The 2,264-nt window shown below is 64.0% G+C and carries 3 protein-coding genes; 2 read left to right on the forward strand and 1 reads right to left on the reverse strand.

What is annotated here, in order from left to right; genetic code table 11:
• Positions 1-192: 192 nt before the first annotated feature.
• The gene (locus tag EN932_RS34400) at positions 193-471 is read left to right on the forward strand and encodes a hypothetical protein (protein ID WP_027162827.1); all 279 of its coding nucleotides are present in this window, start codon (positions 193-195) and stop codon (positions 469-471) included.
• A 142-nt stretch (positions 472-613) separates the two neighbouring features.
• Positions 614-1,351: a peptide-methionine (S)-S-oxide reductase MsrA gene (msrA, locus tag EN932_RS34405; RefSeq protein WP_024504097.1), complete on the forward strand. Its 738-nt coding sequence runs from the start codon at positions 614-616 to the stop codon at positions 1,349-1,351.
• A 62-nt stretch (positions 1,352-1,413) separates the two neighbouring features.
• On the opposite strand, the gene EN932_RS34410 is transcribed toward msrA, so the two are convergent.
• The gene (locus EN932_RS34410; protein ID WP_063173443.1) at positions 1,414-1,914 is read right to left on the reverse strand and encodes a hypothetical protein; all 501 of its coding nucleotides are present in this window, start codon (positions 1,912-1,914) and stop codon (positions 1,414-1,416) included.
• Positions 1,915-2,264: the final 350 nt, after the last annotated feature.

The following is a 2,264-nucleotide window of genomic DNA, read 5'->3' on the forward strand; positions in this document are numbered from 1 at the left end:
TCCTCTGCCCGCCGCGTCCGGCGGCCTGAGCACCGCCGTGCTCGTGCAGTCGCCCGGTGGCGGACCGATCCTGGCTGCCGCGACCGACTAGATCGCGCTTCGACAAGAAATTGCGCAACGCCGCATGGAGCGGCGCCGCATAGCACGGCCGCCAAGAGGGCGCGCCTTCACGACCAACCCAAGGAGATCATCATGACCACTTCCCGCCTGACGCTGCCGGCACTCGCTCTCGCTCTGTGCTCGACGGCGCTGTTTGCCGGCGGCATCGCCCGTGCCGACGACGCGACCAATGCGATGAAGCCGGCTGCAAATGCCATGAAACCGGCCGCGGATGCGATGAAGCCGGCCGCAGACGCCATGAAACCTGCAACGGATGCGATGAAGCCTGCCGACCCGATGGCCACCAATTCCATGAAGCCGGCGGCTGACGCCATGAAGCCGGCAACGGATGCGATGGCTCCGGCCAAGTAAAGGCGGTGCTGTTTCCGGCTTCGGTCCCGCGGGTCCGAAGCCGGATGCACGTGAAAGTGAGGCTTCGGCCGCAACTCGCCCGTCGCATGATCGTATCTTATCCAATAGACTCCACATGATGGACGTCACAGGAGCTCAAGCCATGACCGACATTCAAAAACCAGTCATCAGACAATCGTCGAACGTCTTCCGCAGCGCGCTCGCCGTTCTTGCGCTGGCCGCCGCTGGCGCCGCCTTCTGGCTGACGCCGGCGGTTTCGGCCGAGGACGCGGTGAAGATCCCGCCGCCGGCACTCGACGAGAAGGCGGCCACCGGCACTGAAAAGGCAATCTTCGCCGGCGGTTGTTTCTGGGGCGTGCAGGGCGTGTTCCAGCACGTCAAGGGCGTGACCAGGGCCGTCTCCGGCTACACCGGCGGCGACAAGGACACCGCCGTCTACGAGACGGTCGGCTCAGGCCGTACCGGGCATGCCGAATCCGTCGAGATCACCTACGATCCGTCGAAGGTGACCTACGGCCAGCTGCTGCAGGTCTATTTCTCGGTCGCCCACAACCCGACCCAGCTGAATTTCCAGGGTCCGGACTCCGGCACGCAGTACCGCTCGACGATCTTCGCCGAAAACGATGCCCAAAAGAAGATCGCGCAAAGCTACATCGCCCAGCTCGACCAGGCCAAGGTGTTCCCGGAGCCGATCGTCACCACGCTGGAAACCGGCAAGACCTTCTATCCGGCCGAGAACTATCATCAGGACTTCCTGACGCTGAACCCGACCTATCCCTACATCGTCTACAACGACCTGCCCAAGGTGGCGAACCTGAAGGCCCTGTTCCCGGCGCTCTATAGCGAGAAGCCGGTGCTGGTGCTGGCGGCAAGCAACTGAGAATGCCCAATCTCCCCCTCGCGGGGGGAGATTTGCGCACTCAGCCGCCCCGCCCCTGCCGGCTACATGGCCTTCATCGCGTCACACGACACAGTCGGGTTCATGTCGGCGAAGGTGCCGGCCGGGTTCTTCTTCCAGGCCCAGACATGCAGTTCATAGAACGGGCCTAGACCGTAGCGGTTGGGCGCGCTGTCGAAATTGAACAGCTGCCCTTCCAGCGAAGCCGGACCTTTCGAGGTGATGTACTCGACGGCCACCAGCCTCAGCTTGCCGTTTGCCATCGGCTCGTACATCACCGCCTCGGGCTTGGCGAGTTCGACCGCATCGTCCTTCAGATAACCGGCATTGACATAGTGGATGCCCATGGCGCCGCCGGTGATGCCGCTGGCGCAAGGGATCGGCGCATAGCCCTCGGCCGTCGCCATCGCCACGTTCTCGAAGCGGCTGTTGGCTGCCCGCACCTTCTCGTCCAGCGCGCCAGCGTTGTGAGCATTGGCCGCGGTGGCCGCGATCGACAGGATCGAAAGGTTGATGAGGTGTTTGGTCCACAGATGGATGTTCATGTTCTCTCCTCCTTGTTGATGGCGCGCGGGAGCAGCCGCTCCCGCTGCGACGTCGGATCTCGGCTGCACGCATCGTTGGTACCGGGTGAAGTCCCAGTAGTGCGGCAGCCCCTCGAGCTCCGGCAGGCCGATGTCGCGTCTCAGATAATCGTCCTGCGGAGGCAATCGACGCCGACTCTTGCGCAATGGCGCGAACAGCAGCGAGGCCAGCCGCCAGAAAGCCCGGCCCGGTAACGGGTCTCGTCCGACGGGTCTCGACGCCGCCGACGGCCCGCTGAACGATTCGTCAGGCACGCTGCCGTCGCCGCGAAGGGCAGTTTGATGCTCATCGATCGGGTCAACGGTAAAAG

Origin of the sequence: Mesorhizobium sp. M7A.F.Ca.US.002.01.1.1 (assembly GCF_004022955.1) — a bacterium.
In the GTDB taxonomy this organism is placed as follows: Bacteria; Pseudomonadota; Alphaproteobacteria; order Rhizobiales; family Rhizobiaceae; genus Mesorhizobium; species Mesorhizobium ciceri.